The 19,809-nt window shown below is 71.2% G+C and carries 16 protein-coding genes; 10 read left to right on the forward strand and 6 right to left on the reverse strand.

Annotated elements, in window-relative coordinates; translation table 11 throughout:
• Positions 1 to 469: 469 nt before the first annotated feature.
• The 4 genes from M3U25_RS18595 to M3U25_RS18610 all read left to right on the forward strand — a co-directional run bounded on the left by M3U25_RS18595 (position 470) and on the right by M3U25_RS18610 (position 6,072).
• Positions 470 to 2,041, forward strand: a complete 1,572-nt coding sequence (locus M3U25_RS18595) for a M4 family metallopeptidase (RefSeq protein ID WP_355503388.1) — start codon at positions 470 to 472, stop codon at positions 2,039 to 2,041.
• 50 nt (positions 2,042 to 2,091) lie between these two features.
• Positions 2,092 to 2,301 (forward strand): hypothetical protein, encoded by a 210-nt coding sequence (locus M3U25_RS18600; RefSeq protein WP_355503386.1) that lies wholly within the window; start codon positions 2,092 to 2,094, stop codon positions 2,299 to 2,301.
• 46 nt (positions 2,302 to 2,347) lie between these two features.
• Positions 2,348 to 4,702 carry a DUF4034 domain-containing protein gene (locus M3U25_RS18605; protein ID WP_355503384.1) on the forward strand — a complete coding sequence of 785 codons (2,355 nt, stop codon included), beginning with the start codon at positions 2,348 to 2,350 and terminating at the stop codon, positions 4,700 to 4,702.
• Positions 4,703 to 4,785: 83 nt separating this feature from the next.
• Complete coding sequence (locus M3U25_RS18610) at positions 4,786 to 6,072, forward strand: DEAD/DEAH box helicase (RefSeq protein ID WP_355503382.1); 1,287 nt, start codon at positions 4,786 to 4,788, stop codon at positions 6,070 to 6,072.
• 45 nt (positions 6,073 to 6,117) lie between these two features.
• Here M3U25_RS18610 and M3U25_RS18615 read toward each other — a convergent pair whose 3' ends face one another.
• Positions 6,118 to 6,447, reverse strand: coding sequence for a DUF6172 family protein (locus tag M3U25_RS18615; protein ID WP_242159972.1), 330 nt, complete (start codon positions 6,445 to 6,447; stop codon positions 6,118 to 6,120).
• Positions 6,448 to 6,612: 165 nt separating this feature from the next.
• On the opposite strand from M3U25_RS18615, the gene M3U25_RS18620 reads away from it, so the two are divergent.
• Positions 6,613 to 7,374 carry an SDR family NAD(P)-dependent oxidoreductase gene (locus M3U25_RS18620; protein WP_355503379.1) on the forward strand — a complete coding sequence of 254 codons (762 nt, stop codon included), beginning with the start codon at positions 6,613 to 6,615 and terminating at the stop codon, positions 7,372 to 7,374.
• 212 nt (positions 7,375 to 7,586) lie between these two features.
• Here M3U25_RS18620 and M3U25_RS18625 read toward each other — a convergent pair whose 3' ends face one another.
• Positions 7,587 to 8,219 (reverse strand): NAD-dependent dehydratase, encoded by a 633-nt coding sequence (locus M3U25_RS18625; RefSeq protein ID WP_242159970.1) that lies wholly within the window; start codon positions 8,217 to 8,219, stop codon positions 7,587 to 7,589.
• Positions 8,220 to 9,032: 813 nt separating this feature from the next.
• Here M3U25_RS18625 and M3U25_RS18630 point away from each other — a divergent pair.
• A complete protein-coding gene (locus M3U25_RS18630; protein ID WP_355503377.1) occupies positions 9,033 to 9,959 on the forward strand; it encodes a carbohydrate kinase in 927 nt (308 codons plus the stop codon).
• Between the two features lie 91 nt (positions 9,960 to 10,050).
• Entirely contained in the window at positions 10,051 to 10,551 is a 501-nt protein-coding gene (locus M3U25_RS18635; protein WP_355503375.1) for an MgtC/SapB family protein, read from the forward strand.
• Here M3U25_RS18635 and M3U25_RS18640 read toward each other — a convergent pair.
• Positions 10,512 to 11,138, reverse strand: coding sequence for a ParB-like protein (locus tag M3U25_RS18640; RefSeq protein WP_355503373.1), 627 nt, complete (start codon positions 11,136 to 11,138; stop codon positions 10,512 to 10,514). The two genes, M3U25_RS18635 and M3U25_RS18640, sit on opposite strands and share 40 nt — an antisense overlap.
• A 372-nt stretch (positions 11,139 to 11,510) precedes the next feature.
• Here M3U25_RS18640 and M3U25_RS18645 point away from each other — a divergent pair, with 372 nt between their 5' ends.
• Complete coding sequence (locus M3U25_RS18645) at positions 11,511 to 13,121, forward strand: diguanylate cyclase (protein WP_355503371.1); 1,611 nt, start codon at positions 11,511 to 11,513, stop codon at positions 13,119 to 13,121.
• 100 nt (positions 13,122 to 13,221) lie between these two features.
• Here M3U25_RS18645 and M3U25_RS18650 read toward each other — a convergent pair whose 3' ends face one another.
• Positions 13,222 to 14,124, reverse strand: a complete 903-nt coding sequence (locus M3U25_RS18650; RefSeq protein ID WP_355503369.1) for a DUF808 domain-containing protein — start codon at positions 14,122 to 14,124, stop codon at positions 13,222 to 13,224.
• 140 nt (positions 14,125 to 14,264) lie between these two features.
• On the opposite strand from M3U25_RS18650, the gene M3U25_RS18655 reads away from it, so the two are divergent.
• Positions 14,265 to 15,890 carry a dihydroxyacetone kinase subunit DhaK gene (locus M3U25_RS18655; protein ID WP_355503367.1) on the forward strand — a complete coding sequence of 542 codons (1,626 nt, stop codon included), beginning with the start codon at positions 14,265 to 14,267 and terminating at the stop codon, positions 15,888 to 15,890.
• A 376-nt stretch (positions 15,891 to 16,266) separates the two neighbouring features.
• On the opposite strand, the gene M3U25_RS18660 is transcribed toward M3U25_RS18655, so the two are convergent.
• Both M3U25_RS18660 and M3U25_RS18665 read right to left on the reverse strand, forming a co-directional pair.
• On the reverse strand, positions 16,267 to 17,415 hold the full coding sequence (locus M3U25_RS18660; RefSeq protein WP_355503365.1) for a hypothetical protein: 1,149 nt from the start codon (positions 17,413 to 17,415) through the stop codon (positions 16,267 to 16,269).
• An 84-nt stretch (positions 17,416 to 17,499) separates the two neighbouring features.
• Complete coding sequence (locus tag M3U25_RS18665; RefSeq protein WP_242159962.1) at positions 17,500 to 17,640, reverse strand: hypothetical protein; 141 nt, start codon at positions 17,638 to 17,640, stop codon at positions 17,500 to 17,502.
• A gap of 423 nt (positions 17,641 to 18,063) precedes the next feature.
• Between M3U25_RS18665 and M3U25_RS18670 the strand changes: the two genes are divergently transcribed.
• Positions 18,064 to 19,755 (forward strand): AarF/UbiB family protein, encoded by a 1,692-nt coding sequence (locus tag M3U25_RS18670; protein ID WP_160945623.1) that lies wholly within the window; start codon positions 18,064 to 18,066, stop codon positions 19,753 to 19,755.
• Positions 19,756 to 19,809 lie beyond the last annotated feature (54 nt).

Below are 19,809 nucleotides of genomic sequence, written 5' to 3' on the forward strand. Positions count from 1 at the left end.
GAAGCCCCTCCCACAGTGCAACGACCAGGCGCTACGGGGCCAGTTCGGGAGTGCCGCTGCAGCTCACTTCGAAGTGCCGCCGTTGCATATCAGCCAACCTGCCGGACGCAGTCTGCGCATCTGCTGCATTAGGCGCAGCAGATGCACCACCATTGTGGGAGGGACTTCAGTCCCGACGCGAGGTTGCACGCGCCGCGTGTCGGTCTTGCGCGGCCCACCGCAATGATGCATCTCCCCGCTGCGACGGCGCATCACACATCAGGAGTTGCAACATGCGTCGTCTCGACGTCGCAAAATTCTGAACGCAACCTGTCTACCACGCGATGCAGCGCCGCCGTTATGGTCGCTGCACAGGGGAGGCACTGCGCCGATCGGCCGCACTGCCAGTCGTCATGCCACGTCACCGCGCCACGGCCGCTTCGCTGCCGCGCCGGCGCGTCCTTCCTTCTCGCGTTCGAGGATTTCGCTCATGACTCTGCCAAGTCGTCATCGTCCGTCGGTGCTGCTGCCTTCCCTGCTGTTGGCGCTCGCGGCCACGTCCGCCAGCGCGGCGCAGCGCGTGGACCTGCATGCCAAGAATCCGGACACCCTCGGCACCCAGTACCGCAGCGCCGCCGCGCGTGTGGGCGGCATTCCGGCCGCGGCCGCGGTGCGCCATGCCGAACTGATCGGGCTGGATGCCGAATCCGCGCTCACCCTGCTCGGCAGCAGCGAGGATCCCGACGGCACCGTGCACCGCCGCTACCAGCAGACCTTCCGCGGCATCCCGGTATGGGGCGAACAGGTGATCGTCAGCGAGCGCGCCGACGGCAGCGTGCGCAGCCTGTTCGGCCGCTCGGTGGCCGGGCTGGCCAGCGAACTGCCGGTCACCGCCGCCAATGCGGCCAGCGCATCGCTGACCGCCGATGCCGCGCTGACGCTGGCCCGGCGCGCCACGCTCGGCGCGGCCCAGGCCGAGCGCCGCATCGAACGCGCGCAGGCGCCGCAGATGATCTATCTCGACGACAGCGACCGCGCGCATCTGGCCTATGTGGTGTCGTTCTTCGCCGATGCGCCGCAGGGCGGCGCGCCGAGCCGGCCGTTCGTGATCGTGGACGCGCGCAGCGGCGCCATCCTGAAGCAATGGGAGGGCCTGACCACCCGCGATGCCACCGGCCCGGGCGGCAACACCAAGACCGGCCAGTACGAGTACGGCAGCGACAGCATCCACGGCTTCCTGGACGTGGACAGCAACTGCCGCATGCAGAACACCAACGTCAAATCGGTGAACCTCAACGGCGGCAGCTCCGGCACCACCGCCTACCAGTTCACCTGCTCGCGCAACACCTACAAGGCCATCAACGGCGCCTATTCGCCGATCAACGACGCGCACTACTTCGGCGGCGTGATCGAGAAGATGTACCGCAGCTACGTCGGCGTGGCGCCGCTGACCTTCCAACTGGTGATGCGCGTGCATTACGGTTCGCGCTACGAGAACGCGTTCTGGAACGGCTCGACGATGAACTTCGGCGACGGCAACACGCGCTTCTATCCGCTGGTCAGCGCCGACGTCGCCGGCCACGAGGTCTCGCACGGCTTCACCGAGCAGCATTCCAACCTCACCTACTCCGGCCAGTCCGGCGGCATCAACGAAGCCTTCTCGGACATGGCCGGCGAGGCCACCGAGTACTACCTCAAGGGCAGCAACGACTTCCTGGTGGGCGCGGAGATCGTCAAGGCCAGCGGCGCGCTGCGCTACATGGCCAACCCGACCCAGGACGGCGCCTCCATCGACAACGCCGCCAACTACAGCAGCGGCATGAACGTCCACTACTCTTCGGGCGTCTACAACAAGGCTTTCTACACCCTGGCCAAGACGTCCGGCTGGAACACGCGCAGCGCCTTCGAAGTCTTCGCCCGCGCCAACCAGCTGTACTGGACGCCCAGCACCAGCTTCAACAGCGGCGCCTGCGGCGTGCAGACAGCGGCCAGCGACCTGAGCCGTTCGGTGACCGCGGTGCGCAATGCCTTCGCCGCCGTCGGCGTGAGCTGCCCGCAGTAACGTCCGCACCGCACGCCCGACCATCGATCGCGGTGGCCGGGCGTGTGACGATGGAGATCGGCAAGCGCGTGCATTGCACCGACCCACGCCGACACAGCGCTGCCGAGAGCGCGGCGATCGTCACGCAAGCGCTACGTGGCCGAGCCCTGCACGTGCGTGGTGTGCGCATCGTCGGCACGCACCCGCGGAGGCGCAGCGATCGGCCCGCGCAGCACCCGCATGGCCGCGGCGATGACGCCATGGCGACGACGGTGCGCTAACGGCGCTGCCCTATACTGCGCGCCCCACTCGACGCCCCATGTCGGCATGCCGGTCGTCCGCATCGTGACGCCGCGCGTGCGATCCACGACGGCAGACGGCGCCCCCCAGTTCCGTGCCCGTTTTCGTCTTCTCTTCCCTGCGTCCAATGCCGCCTTCACCGCCAGCCGCCACCGCGGACGGCGCAGCGCCTGCATGCTCACGGATCCTCGGCGCCCAACGATGGCGCCGCCTGCGAGCGCATGGCACGCCGCACCTGCGCTGCCGCGCCGCGCGGGAAGCGAACAGGGCCTTGCCGCCATCGGCGCGCGGCGCCGCGATCCGCGGTGGCGAGACGGCATGCCTGCGTCACCCGCGTGGGCCGGTCGTTTGCGCCGCAACGGCACCGGCTCCGCTTATCACTTCCCTTCCGATCCGAGACGTCCCATGCATCCCGCCATGTCCGTCGCGCAAGCCGTGCGCGCCGATCTGACCCCCTTCCAACATGACCTGCTCGCCCAAGACTTCGACGCGGTGGACGCGCAGTTGCGGACGCTGCTCGCCGCGACCGACGCCGCCGGCGAGGCGAGGCTGTACGCGCGGGTCGTAGAAGAGACCGGTGCACTCGCGGCGGCCCGCCCCGGTGCGCTGCCAGCCCTGCTGGACGCATGGCAACAACAGTCTCCGGACAGTCTGGCACCGCGGCTCCTGCGCTGCGCCTGTTGGGAGCAGCGGGCGCTGCAGGCGCGTGGCACGGGCTGGGCGGAAGGTGTCGGCGCGGCGCAGTGGCAGGCGGTGCGCCACGCGCAATGGCACTTGTTTGCAGACGCGCTGCAGTTGATGGCGCGGTCTCCGCTGCCGTGGATCCTCGGCACGCTGCTCACCCGCAGCGTGCAGGTCTTCGGCGAACCGGACTGGCTGACGCACTGGCGATGCGACGGCGTGCATCCCAGCGACAACGACACGCTCGATGCGGCGGACGCGCGGGACCTCGCGTCCCTCGGCCTGCCCGCGGTACTGCCCGCGCCACTGCACGCGCCGGACGGCAGGACAGACCCCGGTGACCCCGTGCCGCCGGCAGGGTTCTGGCTGTCGCTGACGCTGCGCCACAGCGGCCATGGACTCGCGGCCTTGCTGTCCTACGCCACGCTGCACACTCCACGCTGGGGCGGCAGCCGCGAAGAGATCCTCGCGCTGGCCGAAGGGCCGCTGGCCGCCCGCCTCGACCCTGGCGAACGTCAGCGTCTGCGCCTGGTCGCCTGGCTCGACGCGATCGACGTGGACAGCATCGACACCGACGACGCCGAGGCGATCGCGCAGGCGGTGCAACACGGACATGCCATGTTGCAGCGTACGCACGACGATGGCGACCGTGCGCAGCTGCATCTGCAGTTGGCGGAGCTGTACAGCTTCGCCGAGCAGCCGGACCAGGCCGTTCCCCACCTGTCGGCCGTCGCCGCGTTGCCGGCGCCGTTGCGCCTGGACGATCACCAACTGCTGCGGGCGTTGCATGCTGCGGTGCATGGCGGACACCTGCAGGCCGACTGGCTGGGCGCCCTGGCCGCGCGCAGCTGCACGCAGAGCGCGCATGCGGCCGTGCTCTACGGCCTGCTGTGCGATACCGGCTGGGGAGGCGTGCAGCGCGATCCGGCCATCGCCGAGGCGTGGTACCGGCACGCCGCCACGCTCGCACCGCTGCCCGCGCCGGAAGAGGTGTGCCCGTTCAACGACGTCTACTACGCCTTCGACGAGCAGGTGCAGCACGGTCCACTGCAGCACATGGCCAACTGCGGTGCCGAACTCGGCTATCCGGAAATGCAGTTCGCCCTGGGCTATCGTTCTTTCGAGGACGAGGACCGCTACGACCCGGCGCTGGCGATCCACTGGTACCGGCGCGCGGCCGAACACGGTTTTCCGCGGGCCGCGTACAACCTCAGCCTGGTGTACGACCGCGGCATCGAACAGGGGGGTATCGCCGGGCTGGCACCCGACGAACTGGTGCGCCTGTCCAACGACTGCGAGATCGCCTGCCTGGAAGCCACCGCGGCCATGCCGACGCTGTCCGAACGCGCGATCCGCCGCGCCAATGCCTGTGTGCACGGCCTGCGCCACTTCCTCGCCCACCACGACGACGACCCGGCGCGGATCGAGCGCATCCTGGGCGTGCTCACCCGGTTCGCGCACGCCGGCTGGGCGGAGGCCATGCGCGGCCTCGGCTACTTCCATGGCACGACCTCCAATCCCACCTGGCAGGACTTCGACCGTGCGGTGCGCTGGTGCGAGGCGGCCTGTCGGCTGGCGCCGGACGATGCCGACAACCTGGCGCTGCGGCAGACCCTGCAGGGCGACGGCTGGCTGGCGAAGCGGCGCTATGCGCGCGCGGCGGCGCGGGCCGCCGAGCGGGCGCCCGCTCTACCGCACTGAGCGCGCCTTCACCCGACCGCGCGCGGTCGGCGATACTGCACGCCCGCCGTGACCCGCATGGCCTGCCGCTGCCCGTCTCCCCGATGTCGTTCGCTTCCCTCGGCCTGTCGTCCGCGCTGTATCCCGCCTTCGCCGACGCGCTTGCGCGCGCCGGCTGGCAGACGCCCACGCCGATCCAGCAGCAGGCGGTGCCGCTGATCATCGCCGGCCACGACCTGCTGGCCATGGCGCAGACCGGTTCCGGCAAGACCGCGGCGTTCGCCTTGCCGTTGCTGCAGGCCTGCGCGCAGGCGGCCAGGCCGGCGCGCTCCACCCGCGTGCTGGTGCTGGTGCCGACCCGCGAACTGGCGGTGCAGGTCGCCGACACCTTCGTCGCGCTGGGCCTGGAACTGCCGCGGCGGCCGCGGGTGGTGGTGGCGGTCGGCGGCGTTTCGATCAATCCGCAGATGCTGGCGCTGCGCGGTGGTGCCGATGTGGTGGTGGCCACGCCCGGGCGCCTGCTGGACCTGCTGGAGCAGCGCGCCCTGCACTTGGACGCGGTGGCGCACCTGGTGCTGGACGAGGCCGACCGTCTGCTCGACCTGGGGTTCGGTGCCGAACTGGAGCGGCTGCTGCGCCTGCTGCCGCCGACGCGGCAGACCCTGCTGTTCTCGGCCACGGTGCCGGCGCCGATCGCGGCGCTGGCCACGCGCCTGCTGCGCGCGCCGCGGCGGATCGGCGACGCCGCCGACGCCGCACCGATTCCGGCGACGCTGCGCCAGCGCGCGATCGAGGTCGACAACGACCGTCGCCTGGCCTTGCTGCAGCATCTGCTGGAACAGGAAGCGTGGCCGCGCGCACTGGTGTTCGTGGCCAGCCGGCGCAGCGCCGAACAGGTCGCCACCGCCCTGAGCAAGGCCGGCATCGCCGCGCAACCGCTGCATGGCGAACTGGCCCAGGGCCGGCGCCAGCGCACCCTGGACGCGTTCCGCCAGCAGCAGCTGCAGGTGCTGGTGACTACCGACCTGGCCGCGCGCGGCATCGACATCGCCGCGCTGCCGGTGGTGGTGAACTACGACCTGCCGCGTTCCACCGCGGACTACACCCATCGGATCGGCCGCAGCGCGCGCGCCGGCGCCGAGGGTCAGGCGCTGAGCTTCGTCGATGCGGCCAGCGCGGCGCATCTGCGCCTGATCGAAAAACGCCAGGGCGTGCGCGTGCCGCGCGAACGCATCCCCGGTTTCGAGCCGACGCCGGCACCGCTCCCGGCGGCCGCACAGACCACGGAGGTCGCAGCCTCCACCGGCGGCATCAAGGGCAAGCGGCCGAGCAAGAAGGACCGGCTGCGCGCGGCACGTGCGCAAGACGGAGAACCGCCCGCGCGCGGCTGAGCGGCGCCGCGCGGGCCCCGACGCAGCGGGCGCGCCGGATCGCGCTCAGTCCTCGAAGAGGTCGTGCCCGCTCTCGTCCTGGCCGCCCTTGGCCCGCGGCGGCCGCGTGCACGCCCGGCTGCGGATTTCCACGTAGAACTGTTCGCCGCCGGCAGCGACCAACGCGTCGACCGCGCGCAGCAGCTCGGCCGGCGGCAGCACCGCGGCGGTGGCTTCCTCGGTGCCGAACAACGTGTCGAAGTCCCAGTAGTCGGCACCGGCCGGCAGGGTCTTGCGGCGCTCGCGGCGGATGTACTTGCGGATGTCGTGCTTGGCGGCGTCGAGCAGGCGGTCGGGATGCTTGCCTTCGATGCGGAGCCGGTAGGTCTTCTTCACTGCGGGAAATCCTGGAAAGGGAATGCGGCGGCCAGCGCAGCGCGGCGGCGCGGCGGGCGCACCATGGCGGCGCGTGCCACGGGCCGCCATGGTGCCAGAAGCAGCCGCGCGCTGTGGAATGCGCGGATAATGGGCGCACGCCCCACCGCCATGCAGGAGCCACCGATGACCGATCCGTCCGCCTTCGCGGGGTACCGCGTCCTCGTCGCCGGCGCCAGCCGCGGCATCGGCCTCGCCATCGCCGACGCCTTCGCCCGCCACGGCGCCGCCGTGGCGATCTGCGCGCGCAGTGCCGCGCCGCTGGCCGACGCCGCCGCACACTTGCAGCACCACGGCCACCCGGTCGCCTCGCAGTGCTGCGACCTGGCCGACGCCGCACAGATCGAGGGCTGGGTGGCGCAGGCCGCAGACGCGCTGGGCGGCATCGACGTGATGATCAACAACGCCTCCGGCTACGGCCATGGCGACGACGATGCCAGCTGGCAGGCCGGCTTCGACATCGACCTGATGGCCGCGGTGCGCTGCAACCGCGCCGCGCTGCCACGGCTGCGCGCCAGCGGCCGCGGCTGCATCCTCAACATCAGTTCGATCAACGGCCTGCGGCCGACGCCACGCGTGCCGGCGTATTCGGCGGCGAAGGCGGCGCTGAACTACTACACGACCACGCTGGCGACGCAGCTGGCGCGCGAGCGGATCCGGGTCAATGCGATCGCGCCCGGTTCCATCGAGTTCCCCGGCGGCCTGTGGGAGCAGCGCCGCCAGCAGCAGCCCGAGCTGTACCGGCACATCCGCGCCAGCATTCCATTCGGTGCCTTCGGCGCACTCGACGACGTCGCCAACGCGGCGCTGTTCCTGGCCTCGCCGCAGGCGCGCTGGATCACCGGCCAGGTGCTGGCGGTGGACGGCGGACAATCGCTGGGCGCCTAGGCGGGTCGCGCGTACGTCCGCGGCCAATGCACGCGAGCGCGCTACGGCGAGCGTGGGCTGCACGCGATGCGGTGCTGATGTGGCCTGGCGACGACGCCGCGCTGCAGACGATCGCCCCATGGCTTGGCTGTCGCTATCGCACACGCAATGCTGCGAACTCGCGCACGCTCTCCACTCCCGAATCCCCAATCCCCAATCCCCAATCCCGGCTCCTACACCAACTGCGCCGCCTCGATCACCTGCACGCCCGGACGCGGCTGCAGCGCGGCCGCGACCAGCGCCGCGGCGATGCGCTCGGCCGGATTGATCCGGTAGCGCCGCGGCAGCAGCGGTCCCAGCGCACGCAGCACCAGGCTGGCGGCATGCTCGCCGCGACGGCGTTGCGCGCGTTCGCCGCCGATCAGGCCCGGCCGCACCAGGGTCAGCGAGGGATAGCCGAGCGCACGCAGGTCGTTCTCCAGCTCGCCCTTGACGCGGTTGTAGAACGCCCATGAGCGCGGATTCGCCCCCAGCGCGGAGTTGAGCGCGAAGGCCTCGGCCCCGTGCTGGCGCAGTCGCTGCGCGATCGCCAGCGGATAGTCGTGATCGACCCGACGGAACGCCTCGCGCGAGCCGGCCTGGCGCATCGTGGTGCCGAGCGCGCAGATCGCCGCATCCACCTGCCACCACGGCGCCTGCGCCGGCAATGCATCGAAGTCCAGTACCAGGTTGTGCAGCTTGGAATGGGTCAGGCCCAGCGCGCGCCGGGTCGGCGCGATCACCGCGCTGCACGCCGGCTCGGCCAGCAACTGGGTCAGCGCATGACCACCGACCAGGCCGGTGGCGCCGGCGAGCAGGATTTTCATGGAAGCGTCCTTGGAGGCTGGCGGGGGAGGTTCCGACTATCGCAGGGAGGACGGGAAGGTGCTGTCGGGGGTGCTTGTGTGCGGGTGTGGTCCACGAGGCGCTGCGCGCCCCTCCCCTCACCTCAACCCCTCTCCCGGGGGAGAGGGGCCATGGGCGCACGGCTGTTCCCTTCTCCCGTCGGGAGAAGGTGCCCCGAAGGGGCGGATGAGGGTACGGGCGCAAGCCAGGCTTCCTCCCTACACGCCAACGCGCGGCCAAATGCATCAGCACAACACCGTGCAACTGGCGTCCAGGATCCACGAGGCGCTGCGCGCTCCCACCCTCACCCCAACCCCTCTCCCGGCGGGAGAGGGGCTATGGGCGCGCGGCTGTTCCCTTCTCCCACCGGGAGAAGGTGCACCGAAGGGGCGGATGAGGGTACGGGCGCAAGCCAGGCTTCCTCCCTACACGCCAACACGCGGCCAAATGCATCAGCACAACACCGTGCAACTGGCGTCCAGGATCCACAAGGCGCTGCGCGCCCCTCCCCTCACCCCAACCCCTCTCCCGGCGGAAGAGGGGCCATGGGCGCACGGCTGTTCCCTTCTCCCACCGGGAGAAGGTGCCCCGAAGGGGCGGATGAGGGTACGGGCGCAAGCCAGGCATCCTCCCTAGATCAGGGTCCAAGCGCCAGCCAAGCCTCCACCCCACACCGCAGCCGACCGCCCCGCGCCTACCTCAACCCCGCCCGGTCGCCGCGCCGCAGCAGGTACGCCACAATAGCCGCCCCATCGCGCCGGCCGGCGCGCTGCAACCTGACGAGGAGCGGTTCGATGTTCGTGGTGTGCGGAGAGGCCTTGTACGACATCTTCATTGACGGCTATGCCGGCACCTCGGTCGGGATGACCGCGCGCCAGGGCGGTTCGCCGTTCAACGTGGCCATCGGCCTGGCCCGCCTGGGCGCGCCGTCGGCGCTGTTCACCGGCCTGTCCACCGATCCGCTCGGCCGCCAGCTGCGCACCACCCTCGAAGGCGAAGGCGTGGCCCTGGACTACTGCATCGACAAGCGCGAGGCGACCACCCTGGTGATGGTCGCGCTCGATGCCGGCGGCGTGCCCAACTACGCCTTCTACGGCACCGGCTGCGCCGACCGCGCGCTGACCGAAGCCGACCTGCCGGCGCTGGACGCGCGCGTCGGCGGCCTGCATTTCGGCTCCTACACCCTGGTCGCCGAGACCACCGCCAGCACCTTCCAGGCGCTGGCCGAGCGCGAGCGCGGGCAGCGCCTGATCTCGCTGGACCCCAACGTGCGGCCGACGGTGGAGCCGGACATGGCGGTGTGGCGCGCGCGGCTGGCGCGCTGGATCGCGCTGGCGCACGTGGTCAAGGTCAGCCAGGAAGACATCGAACTGCTGTATCCGCAGCAGGATCCGTTCGCCGTCGCCCGCAGCTGGCTGCAGCAGGGGCCGTCGCTGGTGGTGATGACCCTGGGCGGCGACGGTGCCGTGGCCTGGCGCGGCGACAGCGAAGCGCGCGTGCCCGGCCGCGTGGTGCAGGTGGCCGATACCGTGGGCGCCGGCGACAGCTTCCAGGCGGCGTTGCTGCAGCAGTTGCCCGATCCGGCCGCGCTGGCGGCGCTGGGCAGTGAGCCGGCCGCGCTGGAGCGCCTGCTGCAGTTCTGCGTGGCCGCCGCGGCGATCAACTGCACCCGCGCCGGCGCCAATCCGCCCAGCCTGGACGAGGTCCGCGCCGCGCTCTGACCCCGCCCCGCGGCGTGCGCGGCATGCCCGCGGCCGGCGTCCCTATGATGGGGCGGCCGTCCACGGCGCCTCATCCACCAGGAGACCTGCCTTGATCGACCTGTCCGACATCGCCGTGCGCCTGGGCATCGCCGCGCTCGCCGGCGCGGCGATCGGGTTGAACCGCGACCTGCACGGCAAGCCGATCGGCATCCGCACCCTGGGCCTGGTCGGCCTGGCCACCGCGATGGTGGTGCTGCTGGCCGACCCGCTGGGCAAGGGCGGCTTCACCGACGCCGGCAGCCGCGTCATCCAGGGCATCCTGACCGGCATCGGCTTCCTCGGCGCCGGCGTGATCTATCACACGCAGAAACACGTCCGGGTGCATGGCCTGACCAGCGCCGCCTGCGTCTGGCTCACCGCCTGCATCGGCATCATGTGCGGCGCCGGCCAGTGGCAGATCGTGGCCGTGTCGCTGGCCATCGCCTTCGTCATCCTGTTGTTCGGCGGCCGCGTCGAGCGCGCGTTGCACACGGTCCTGGGCGGCAAGCCGCACGGTGCCGCGGCGACCGATCAGTCGTCGGACGACGGCCCGCACCAGCCCGGCAAGTAGCTCGCGTCCCGGCTCCTGGCGAGCGCGAGCGCGGTCTCCACGGCGCGTGCGAAATCCTCCTTGATGTCGCGGCGTCGCAGCCGGCGGCGGAACAGGTCGGCCCACAGGAATTCGCTGAACGGGGTGGTGTCCTTGGCATAGCCGCCCGCGCGACGGATCTCGCCGGCGAGGCTGCGGTAGGGGTCGTCCTTCAGGTCCGCGATCGACGTGGGCATGTCCTTGAACGGACGGCGCTCGCCCTTGGCGTCGTAGGGATAGGCCCAGCGCCGATGATCCAGCACGCTCCACAGCGCGGCCTTGTCGACCACGCTGAGGTCGGCGATCACCGTGACCAGGATGTCCTTCACCCCTTCGTCGTGCAGCGCCCGCGCCAGATGGTGGTGGTCGACCACGTAGTACCTGCCGTCCGGCCCCAGCACCACCGGGATCATGTGCGTGCCGAGCAGTTCGGCCTGCGTGTGCCTGGACGCATGCGCGCGCCAGCGCTTGCGCTTCTCCTTGACCTCGCGCAAGCCCACGGTCATCTGCGTGGGGCGCAGGGACAGGATCGGGACCGGGTGCAGCAGCGGTTCGCGGGAATCGGCCATGCGTAGTCTCCGTGGAGGTGGGGGCGCCGCGGGAGGTGCGGCCGACAGAGTGCCAGCGCCGTGCGCGTTCTGCACAGCGCCATTGCACGCGCTCCCCTCTCCCACCGGGAGAGGGGTTGGGGGTGAGGGTGCGACCGCCAGGGAACCTCGTCCCCAGACACGTCCCTAGCCACCCGACCCTCATCCGCCCCTTGGGGGCACCTTCTCCCGGAGGGAGAAGGAAGCAAGGGGCCGGGGTGAGGGTGCGACGGCAATGGAGTGCGCTTCACAGACCCACCGTCCGCCCGCTCAAGCGCGCACCGCCGGCGCCGATATCCAGATCCTGAGCGCCACCATGGGCGGCGCATTGACCTTGGGGAGGAACCGGCTGGCATGTCGGACCAACGCGACGAGCCGCCGATCAGCGGACTGCGCAAGCTGCTGTCGCCGCGTCGGCGCGATCCGGCGCCAGTGGCGGCCGCGACGCTGCCGGCGCGCGCGCATGGGCAGGGCCATGGGCACAAGCACGCCCATGCGGCGCTTCCTGCGGCGGCCGCGACCGACCCGGCTGCCGCCACCGCCGCGCTGATCCACCTGTTCCAGCAGGCGCACGAGCCGCTGGGCCTGCTCGGCGCCTTCGCCGACGGCATGGCCGCGCTGCACGGCGAGCTGGGCGACATGGGCCGGCGCCTGCAATCGGCGGCCAGCAGCGGCGACTGGCCCAGCTATGGCCGCGCGCTGCGCCAGTTGATCGACAAGTACATCCGCACCATCGACGTCGAAGATCCGTTGGCCGGGCCCAGCGACAGCGAGCGCCTGCGCGACCTGCTGCGGCAGACCGTGGCCGGCGCGCTGGCGGCGCTGCTGCACACCCTGCCCGAACTGGCCGGCGAAGCCGAGGCCAGCGGCGAGGCGCTGCGTCAGTGGCGGCCCGGGCAACCGCTGGAGCCGGTGGCGCAGCAGGTGCGCGAGCTGTGCCACCAGATCGCGTTGCGCGCCAACGACAGCCAGGAGCAGCAGGCGCTGCTGCTGAGCCTGTTCGACCTGCTGCTGGAGAACGTCGGCGAACTGCTCGACGACACCAGCTGGCTGCAGGGCCAGATCGCGGTGGTGCGCGACCTGATCGCCGGGCCGCTGGACCGCTACTCGATCGAGGAGGCGCGCGGCAGCCTGCGCGAGGTGATCTACAAGCAGGGCCTGCTCAAGCAGGGCATCGCCGAATCCAAGGAGGCGATGAAGGACCTGATGCTGAGCTTCGTCGAAGATCTGGACGGCATGGCCGCCAGCACCGGCGAATTCCACGACCGCATCGCCGACTATTCGCAGACCATCCGCGACGCGCGCAGCATCGCCGATCTCAACCGCCTGCTGCAGGAAGTGTTGCAGGACACCGGCCACGTGCAGGAGCAGGCGCTGCGCGCACGCGATCACCTGATCGCCGCGCGCCAGGAAGTGGAGGCGGCCGAGCAGCGCATCCTGCGCCTGGAGCAGGAACTGCAGGACGTCAGCGGCCTGGTGCGGGTCGACCAACTCACCGGCGCGCTCAACCGTCGTGGGCTGGAGGATCTGTTCGCGCGCGAACTGGTGCGTACCGAGCGCAGCGCGCAACCGCTGTGCGTGGCGATGCTGGACCTGGACGATTTCCGCCAGCTCAACGAAACCTTCGGCCACCCCGGCGGCGACAGCGCGCTGCGCCACGTGGTGGAGGTGGCGCGCACCACCTTGCGCGCCAGCGACGCCGTCGCCCGCTTCGGCGGCGAGGAATTCGTGCTGCTGATGCCGGACTGCACGATCTTCGAAGCCAGCGCGGCGGTGACCCGGGTGCAGCGTGCGCTGGCCCAGCGCGCGGTGGTGCACGAGGACCAGCGCGTGTTCGTCAGCTTCAGCGCCGGCGTCGCCCTGCGCCAGCCCGGCGAAGCGCAGGACGCACTGATCCGTCGCGCCGACCGTGCGCTGTACGAGGCCAAGAAGGCCGGCAAGAACCGGGTGGTTTCGGCGGAGTAGCTGGCGCCGGCGTGGCCGGCGCGGGATTGGGGAGTCGGGATCGGGGATTGGCAAGAGCGGCGCGCTTGGCTCGCTGTTGCGAATCCCGAATCTCCAATCCCTAATCCCTATCCCGCACCTTCTTGACGCCCAACACCACCGCCAGCACCACGGCACCGGCCACGATTCCCACCACCGCATTGCCCAAGGCGAGCACCAGGCTACCCAGGCCGCCGCTCGGGGCGATGGCCTCGATGGCGTGGTGCAGCGGGCCGATGCTGTGCACCAGGATGCCGCCGCCGACCAGGAACATCGCCGCGGTGCCGGCGACCGACAGGGTGCGCATCAGCCACGGCGCCAGCCACAGGATGCCGCGGCCGATCGTCGCGGCGGCGGCGCCCTTGCGGCTCAGGTACAGGCCCAGGTCGTCGAGCTTGACGATGCCGGCGACCAGGCCGTAGACGCCGGCGGTCATCGCCAGTGCGATCGCCACCAGCACCGCGACCTGCTGCACGAACGGCACGCCGGCGACCACGCCCAGCGACAGCACGATGATTTCGGCCGAGAGGATGAAGTCGGTGCGGATCGCGCCCTTGACCTTGTCCTTCTCCAGCGCCACCACGTCCACCTGCTGGTCGGCCAGCGCCTGCACCTGCTGCGCGCGACGTTCCGCGTCCTCTTCCTTCGAGTGCAGGAAACGGTGCGCCAGCTTTTCCACGCCCTCGAAGCACAGGAAGGCGCCACCGATCATCATCAGCGGGGTGATCGCCCACGGCAGCCAGGCGCTGATCGCCAGTGCCGCCGGCACCAGGATCGCCTTGTTCAGCAGCGAGCCCTTGGCCACCGCCCACACCACCGGCAGTTCGCGGTCGGCGTTGACGCCGGTCACCTGCTGCGCGTTCAGCGCCAGGTCGTCGCCGAGCACGCCGGCGGTCTTCTTGGCCGCGACCTTGGTCAGGATCGACACGTCGTCGAGCAGGGTGGCGATGTCGTCGAGCAGGGTGAACAGGCTGGCGCCGGCCATGCGGGGATTCCGTTCGGGGTGAGCGGCGATTCTCGCCGATTCCGCTGGCCACGTGCGTGAGCGGTGCCGCCTCAGCCGTGCATAACGCCGGCTCGGCTACCGTGCGCGGCAGGCCCGCATTGCCCGCGAAGGAGACCCGAATGGACCAGTTCCTCACTGCCCCCCGCGCCATCGTCGACGACGTGCTCGCGGCCGTGGCCATGCTGCAACCGCTGCGGCTGTCCGAAACCGGCAGCGGCACCCGCATCGTGCTGCAGGCCGCGCGCGATCCGCGCCAGGTCGCGGTGCTGTCCGGCGGCGGCGCCGGGCACGAGCCGGCGCATGCCGGCTTCGTCGGCCCCGGCATGCTCAGCGGCGCCATCGCCGGCGACCTGTTCGCCTCGCCCGGGGTGGAAGCGGTGCTGGCGGCGATCCGCGCCTGCGCCGACGCGCCCGGCGTGCTGCTGGTGATCAAGAACTACACCGGCGACCGGCTCAATTTCGGCCTGGCCGCCGAGCGTGCCCGCGCCGAGGGCATCGACGTGGCCAGCGTGCTGGTCGCCGACGACATCGCCCTGCCCGACGCCACGCAACCGCGCGGCATCGCCGGCACGGTGCTGGTGCACAAGTACGTGGGCCACCTGGCGCGCGAGGGCGTGCCGCTGGCCGACCTGGCGCAGCGCGGCCAGGCCTTCGCCGACCGCCTGCTGTCGCTGGGCATGGCCTTGTCCAGTTGCAGCGTGCCCGGCCAGCACGTCGGCCGCCGCGCGCCGGAACTGGGCCTGGGCATCCACAACGAACCGGGCGCGCGGCCGGTGCAGCCGAGCACGGTGGAGGAAGCCCTGGCGCTGGTGCTGGACCCGCTGCTGGCACAGGCCAATGCCCGCTTCGGCACCGACGCGCCACTGGTCCTGATGCTCAACGACCTCGGCGGCTGCTCGACGCAGGAACTGGGCGTGCTGACGCGGCTGGCGCTGCAACGCATCGGCGTCAAGCGGGTGGCGCTGATGGTGGTGCCGGCGGCGCTGATGACCTCGATGGACATGCACGGCTTCTCGATCACCCTCGCCCCGGCCGACGCCGACGTGCTCGCCGCGCTGCAGGTGCCGGTGCAGACCCTGGGCTGGCCCGGCGTGCGCGTGCCGCACGCGGTGCGGACCTTTGCGCCGGCACTGAAGCGCGACGACAGCCACCGCCAGGGCACGCGCGATGCGCAGTGCGCCGCAGCGCTGGCGCGGGTGGCGCAGGCACTGATCGCCGCGCAGGCGGAACTGGACGCCCTGGACGCGCGCAGTGGCGATGGCGACGCCGGCAGCACCTTCGCCGCCGGGGCACGCGCCCTGCAGCAGGCGTTGGACACGGATGCGCTGGCCACCGGCGACGCCGCCGCACTGGCGCGCGGGCTGGCGGCGACGATCGAACACAGCATGGGCGGCTCCAGCGGCGTGCTGCTGTCGATCCTGTTCACCACCGCTGCCGGCGCCCTGGCGGAGGGGCGCGACTGGGTGCAGGCGCTGCAGGCCGGCGTGGCGCGGATGCAGCACTACGGCGGCGCGCAACGCGGCGACCGCACCCTGCTCGATGCCTTGCTGCCGGCGCTGGACGCCCTGGCCCAGGGTGCCGGCGTGGACGCCGCCGCGCACGCCGCCCGCGCCGGCGCCGATGCCACCGCACAGCTCACCCGCGCTGGTGCCGGCCGCGCCGCCGCGGTGCCGGCGGACGCATTGCGCGGCGTGATCGATCCCGGCGCCGAAGCGGTGGCGCGGGCGTTCGCAGCGTGGCGGTGAAGCGACCGGTCGGTCGGCCGATGCGGTGCGAGGCAGGTATGGGTCAATCGGGGCGGCAGGCGTGTCCGGGATCGCCTGTCGCGGCTGAAGCCGCTTCTACGACACGCCAGCACGCGGCATGCATGGCGTCGTCGCCGCACACGTAGGCAACTCCGCATGCAATGCCACCAGGAATCGGCAGCCGTGCCTTCCCACGTTGTAGGAGCGGCTTCAGCCGCGACAGGATTCATCGATAACGCCCATCGCGGCTGAAGCCGCTCCTGCAGAGGGCGCCATCGGGGCTGCAATGGGCTGCCGGGTGCACTGTGGGAGGACTTCAGTCCCGACGCGCGCATGTCGAAATCGCCAGCGCCTTTGGAACGTCGCCCGCCGCCCGCTACTCCGCCGACGCCGCCTCCAGCACCTGCGCCACCGCCTGCAGCGAGCCGTGCACCGAGCCGGGCTGCAGTGCCAGCGCCTGGGTCTTGCCGCGCACCACCACCTCCATGCGCTGTGGCACGCCCCGCGCATCGCCGACGATGCGGTAGGTGGTGTCGCCGCGCGTGAAGCTCAGTACCTGGTGGTCGGCGTCGTAGTCCATCGCCTCGCCCTCCGCATTCGGATACAGCAGATCCACCCGCTGCTGCGCGCCGATCGCCGCATAGAACGGCTTGCCGCTTGCGCCGTCGCCGACATTGGCGAACACCACGATGCGCTTGCCGGCCGGCGCCAGGCGGAACGCAAGCAGGAGCTTGCGCTCGCCCGCGGTGGTACCGCCCTGCTCGTCCCACAGATAGTGCGTGTCGGCCACGCGCTTGCCGGCACGGTCGCGGTACACCGTCTCCTGCGCCAGTCCCGGCCCCTCGCTGCGCGCATCCTCCACCACCTCGCGCTCCAGCAGGGGCTCGCCATCGCGTACCGAGTACGTCGCGTACTGGTGCCAACAGCAGCCGTCCTTGGTCATGGTGTGGAGTTCGCGCGCTTTCGCATCCACCTGGAACAAGCCGCAGTTGCTCTGTGCCAGTTCGGTGAAACCGGAACTGGCCTGGAAGCCGTCGGCGGTGCCCAGGTACACCTGGTAGGACGGGCCGTGATAGCAGCTGTTCTGGCCATCCATCACTGCCAGGTCCTTGATCCCGTCGAAATTGAAATCGTCGTAGATCAGCACGCTCTGCTCGCCGTACGGCAGTTCGTGCACGTTGGCCTTGACCTTGCCGCTCTTGCCATCGGTGTCCAGCACCAGTTCCGACGAGGCCACCTCGAGCAGCGGCGTGGCGGTGCCGCGGGCGAACACGCGCACGATCCCGGGACGGAACACCTCGTCGTTGTCCTCGACTTCCAGGGTCGCGCGGTAGCGGTCGGAAAAGTCCTGCAGCTCGTAACTGCGGCGCGTGCTGGCAGCGAAGGCCTTGGCGTCGAACTCCTCGCCGGCATAGCGCTGGGGCGCGGCCGCCGCAGCCGCAGTCGCCGACAGCAGCCCCGTCAGCAACGCGCACGCGCACAGGACGGCGGCACGGCAAACGGCGGGCAAAACGACGACGGACATGGCAGCGCTCCTGGCAGGTGACGGCGAGCGCCCAGGGTAAGCGCGGTCGCGGTACCGGAACAGGGGCTGCCAACCGCCCATGGGTCAGAACAGCGCACGCGCGAAGGCGCGCAGGGCGCTGCGCACCTCGGTGGCGACGCCGGCGCCGTCGTCGCCCAGCCAGGCCATGACCAGCAGCGCCAGGATCACCACCGCCGCCAGCAGCGCCAGCCGACGTCCGCTCATCGGGCCACAGCCATGCCGACACCGCGTGCCCAGGTGCGCATCGCGCCGTCCCATGGCGCGGCCTCTGGCGCAGCGTGCCGATGATGACCGCGCCCCGAGGGATGGCACCGACGCGCCCCGATCGACCTCGCCCGTTCGCTCCGCTGCACTCCGCTCCCTCCGACCCGCGCCATCGCAACGCGGCAGGATACGACGCCTCACCATGATGAGGACCCCATCGCCAGCGCTCCTGGCGACATGGCGCCGATCACGGCAGACCGCTTGCACGGCGCGGGGCGCAGGATCGCGGCTGTCATGTGCAGCGACCCTCGCCCCCTTCCGTCGCGTCGGCGAAGAACAGGCGCCACGCGCCTCGGGATTCACCGCGCGACGACCCGATGGTCGCCACACTCATGCCTGCCTTTCGCCTGCCCGGAGCCCACCTTGAGCGCGACGCCCGACGCTGCGGACGCACCGCACGTGATCGGCGGCCTCAGCCGCCGCACCCAGATCCTGCGCCTGCTGCTGCGCTACCGCAGCTCCGGGGTGTTTTCCGGCATGGACATGGAGACCGCCCAGGGCGAGCACGAGCTGCCGCCGGAAGGCACGCCGGAACAGTTCGTCACCGACCTGGAAGCGTTGGGGCCGACCTTCGTCAAGCTCGGGCAGATGCTGTCCACGCGCCCGGACGTGGTGCCGCCGGAGTTCGCCACCGCGCTGGAGCGGATGCAGGAGAACACCGCGCCGATTCCGAGCGAGCGCATCCGCGAGATCGTCGAGGCCGAACTCGGTGTCGGCATCAACAAGGCCTTCTCCGCCTTCGACGACACCCCGCTGGGCAGCGCCTCGCTGGCGCAGGTGCACCGCGCCGCGCTGCGCGACGGCACACCGGTGGCGATCAAGGTGCAGAAGCCCGAGGTCGCCGCGCAGGTGCGCTCGGACCTGGAAGTGCTGCGCAGCTTCGCCAGCGCCGCCGACAAGCTCACCGGGCTGGGCCGGCGCATCCGCTTCGCCGACTGGCTGGCCGAGTTCGGCAAGGCGCTGCTGGCCGAACTGAACTACGAAGCCGAGGCCGAGAACCTGGCGCGCTTCGGCGAACACCTGCGGCCGTTCCCGCAGCTGTGGGTGCCGCAGCCGGTGTGGGACCTGTGCAGCCGCCGCGTGCTGACCATGCAGCTGGCCGAAGGCGTGCGCGTGGACAAGATCTCCGGGCTGCGACGCACCGAGCAGCCGATGGACGACCTGGCCGCGGCGCTGGTGCGTGGCTATCTGGACCAGATGTTCGTGCACGGCGAGATCCACGCCGACCCGCATCCGGGCAACCTGCGCGTGCTCGCCGACGGGCGCCTGGCGATCTTCGACCTGGGCATGGTCGCGCACGTGCCGCCGAAGCTGCGCGAGCGCCTGCTCAAGCTGCTGTTCGCGGCGGTCGACGGCCGCGGCGAGGAAGTGGCCGAGGAAACCATCGCCCTGAGCACGCGCCTGGAGGACTTCGACGAAGAACGCTACCAGCGCGAGACCGGGCAGATGATCGCCCGCTACGCCGCACACGACGCCACCTCCGAAGGCCGGGTGGTGCTGGACCTGGTGCGCATCGCCACCGCCTACGGGCTGCGCACGCCGCCCGAACTGAGCCTGCTCGGCAAGACCCTGCTGAACCTGGAAGCGGTGTGCCGCGCGCTGTCGCCGCACCTGGACACGCGCGTGGTGGTCGAGGACCAGCTGCAGCACGTGATGCGCGCGCGGCTGAAGAAGTCGCTGTCGGCGGCCAACCTGGCCAGCGAGGCGATGGAACTGCAGGCGCTGCTGCGCGAGGGCCCGCGCCGGCTCTCGGACATCCTCACCCTGGCCGCGGAGAACCGCCTGCAGGTGCGCGTGGCCGGGCTGGAGGAATCGCGGCTGATGGAGAGCCTGCAGAAGATCGCCAACCGCGTCGCCGCCGGCATCGTCACCGCCGCGCTGATCCTGGCCTCCACGCAGATGATGCGCATCGACACCGGCACCAAGCTGTTCGGCTACCCGGCCATCGCGATGGTGCTGTTCCTGCTCGGCGTGATCCTGGGCCTGGGCATCGTGGTCAGCGCCGTGCTGTTCGACCGGCGCATCCGCGCCCGCGAGGAGCGCGGGAGGCGCTGAACGGCCGGGAGTGGGGAATCGGGAATGGGGAATCGTAGGAGCGGCTTCAGCCGC

It is taken from the genome of Xanthomonas sp. PPL134 (genome assembly GCF_040595915.1).
In the GTDB taxonomy this organism is placed as follows: domain Bacteria; phylum Pseudomonadota; class Gammaproteobacteria; order Xanthomonadales; family Xanthomonadaceae; genus Xanthomonas_A; species Xanthomonas_A indica.

Bases quoted from the DNA above. Each gene is read 5' to 3' on its own strand.
- M3U25_RS18595 (WP_355503388.1), top strand. From the start codon at position 470: ATGACTCTGCCAAGTCGTCATCGTCCGTCGGTGCTGCTGCCTTCCCTG.
- M3U25_RS18600 (WP_355503386.1), top strand. From the start codon at position 2,092: ATGGAGATCGGCAAGCGCGTGCATTGCACCGACCCACGCCGACACAGC.
- M3U25_RS18605 (WP_355503384.1), top strand. From the start codon at position 2,348: ATGCCGGTCGTCCGCATCGTGACGCCGCGCGTGCGATCCACGACGGCA.
- M3U25_RS18610 (WP_355503382.1), top strand. From the start codon at position 4,786: ATGTCGTTCGCTTCCCTCGGCCTGTCGTCCGCGCTGTATCCCGCCTTC.
- M3U25_RS18620 (WP_355503379.1), top strand. From the start codon at position 6,613: ATGACCGATCCGTCCGCCTTCGCGGGGTACCGCGTCCTCGTCGCCGGC.
- M3U25_RS18625 (WP_242159970.1), bottom strand. From the start codon at position 8,219: ATGAAAATCCTGCTCGCCGGCGCCACCGGCCTGGTCGGTGGTCATGCG.
- M3U25_RS18630 (WP_355503377.1), top strand. From the start codon at position 9,033: ATGTTCGTGGTGTGCGGAGAGGCCTTGTACGACATCTTCATTGACGGC.
- M3U25_RS18640 (WP_355503373.1), bottom strand. From the start codon at position 11,138: ATGGCCGATTCCCGCGAACCGCTGCTGCACCCGGTCCCGATCCTGTCC.
- M3U25_RS18645 (WP_355503371.1), top strand. From the start codon at position 11,511: ATGTCGGACCAACGCGACGAGCCGCCGATCAGCGGACTGCGCAAGCTG.
- M3U25_RS18650 (WP_355503369.1), bottom strand. From the start codon at position 14,124: ATGGCCGGCGCCAGCCTGTTCACCCTGCTCGACGACATCGCCACCCTG.
- M3U25_RS18655 (WP_355503367.1), top strand. From the start codon at position 14,265: ATGGACCAGTTCCTCACTGCCCCCCGCGCCATCGTCGACGACGTGCTC.
- M3U25_RS18660 (WP_355503365.1), bottom strand. From the start codon at position 17,415: ATGTCCGTCGTCGTTTTGCCCGCCGTTTGCCGTGCCGCCGTCCTGTGC.
- M3U25_RS18665 (WP_242159962.1), bottom strand. From the start codon at position 17,640: ATGAGCGGACGTCGGCTGGCGCTGCTGGCGGCGGTGGTGATCCTGGCG.